Below are 1,755 nucleotides of genomic sequence, written 5' to 3' on the forward strand. Positions count from 1 at the left end.
TGTCGATACCGACTGGAAGTCCCTGTTCGACGGAACCACGGATCGGCCCGTCGACCTGCCGACGTATGCCTTCCAACGGGACCGCTACTGGCTCGCCCCTGCCGTATCCGGCTCGCCCGTCCAGATCGACCTGCCCTCCGCCATGCCGGCCGAGCCACTGGAAGGCTTCCAGCGCCGGATGGCCGACGCGCCTACGGACGCCGAACGGATGCGGGTCGCCCTGGACGAGGTGTGCGCCCACGCGGCGGCGGTGCTGCGGTGGTCCTCACCGTCGGAGGTGGAGGTACGAAAGGCCTTCCGGGAGTCCGGCTTCGACTCCTTGACCGCGGTGGAGCTCCGGAACCGGCTGTGCGCCGCGACGGGTATGGGTCTCTCGCCCACGGTTGTGTTCGACCATCCGACACCTCTTGCGCTGGCTCAGCACGTGCGCGACAGGGCACTCGGCGCGGACGTGAGCGCCGACGGGCCTCCCGATGCGGCGGGCTCCCCTCTTCTCTCCAACGAGCCGATCGCGATCGTGGCGACGAGCTGTCGCTTCCCTGGCGGCGTACGCTCCCCGGAGGACCTCTGGGAGCTGCTGCTCTCCGGTACCGACGCGGTATCCGGATTCCCCAACGACCGTGGCTGGAATCTCGCCGATCTGTACCACCCGGACGTCTCGCGGCCCGGTACCAGCTACCCGCATCAGGGGGCGTTCCTCTACGACGCCGCGGAGTTCGACGCCGGGTTCTTCGGCATCTCGCCCCGTGAGGCGTTGGCGATGGATCCGCAGCAGCGGCTCTTGCTGGAGACGTCCTGGGAGGCCGTGGAGCGGGCCGGCCTGGACCCGTCATCGCTGCGCGGCAGCCGGACCGGTGTGTTCGTCGGCGCCGTCCCTCACGGCTACGGCAACGGTTCCGCCGACGGACAGGAGGCCGAAGGGTACTTGTTCACGGGTGGGGCGGGCAGTGTGGCGTCGGGCCGTATCGCGTACACGTTCGGCCTGACCGGTCCTGCGATCACCGTGGACACGGCGTGCTCGTCCTCGTTGGTGGCGTTGCACCTGGCGGTGCAGTCCCTGCGCCAGGGCGAGTGCACGATGGCGCTGGCCGGCGGTGTGACCGTGATGTCCACTCCCGGCGTCTTCACGGAGTTCAGCCGTCAGCAGGGTCTGGCCCGCGACGGGCGGTGCAAACCGTTCGCCGCGGCGGCTGACGGCACCGCCTGGGGCGAGGGCGTCGGCATGGTGCTGATCGAGCGGTTGTCGGATGCGGTGCGTAACGGCCATCAGGTGCTGGCTGTGGTGCGGGGTTCGGCGGTGAACCAGGATGGTGCGTCGAACGGTCTGACTGCTCCGAGCGGTCCGGCGCAGCAGCGGGTGATCCGCCAGGCCCTGGCGAACGCCGACGTGTCGGCGGCCGACGTGGATGTGGTGGAGGCGCACGGCACGGGTACGACGCTGGGTGACCCGATCGAGGCGCAGGCGCTGATCGCGACCTACGGCCAGAACCGGTCCGAGGCGGCCCCACTGCTCCTGGGATCGATGAAGTCCAACATTGGCCATACCTCCGCCGCTGCGGGTATTGCGGGGGTCATCAAGATGGTGATGGCCATGCGCCACGGTGTGGTGCCGGCGACGCTGCATGTGGATGAGCCGTCAGCTCACGTGGACTGGGCTTCTGGTGCGGTGGAGTTGGTTACTGAGCGGGTGGGTTGGCCGGAGACGGGTCGGGTGCGGCGGGCTGGTGTGTCGTCGTTCGGGGTGAGTGGGACGAA

Annotated in this window: 1 protein-coding gene; it reads left to right on the top strand. The window is 69.3% G+C overall.

Features of this window, described 5'->3' with window-relative positions; genetic code table 11:
* Positions 1-1,755: beta-ketoacyl synthase N-terminal-like domain-containing protein (locus tag ACFVS9_RS34145; RefSeq protein ID WP_389938903.1), on the top strand; the 1,755-nt coding region annotated here is incomplete at both ends.

Origin of the sequence: Streptomyces sp. NPDC058008 (assembly GCF_042886395.1) — a bacterium.
In the GTDB taxonomy this organism is placed as follows: Bacteria; Actinomycetota; Actinomycetes; order Streptomycetales; family Streptomycetaceae; genus Streptomyces.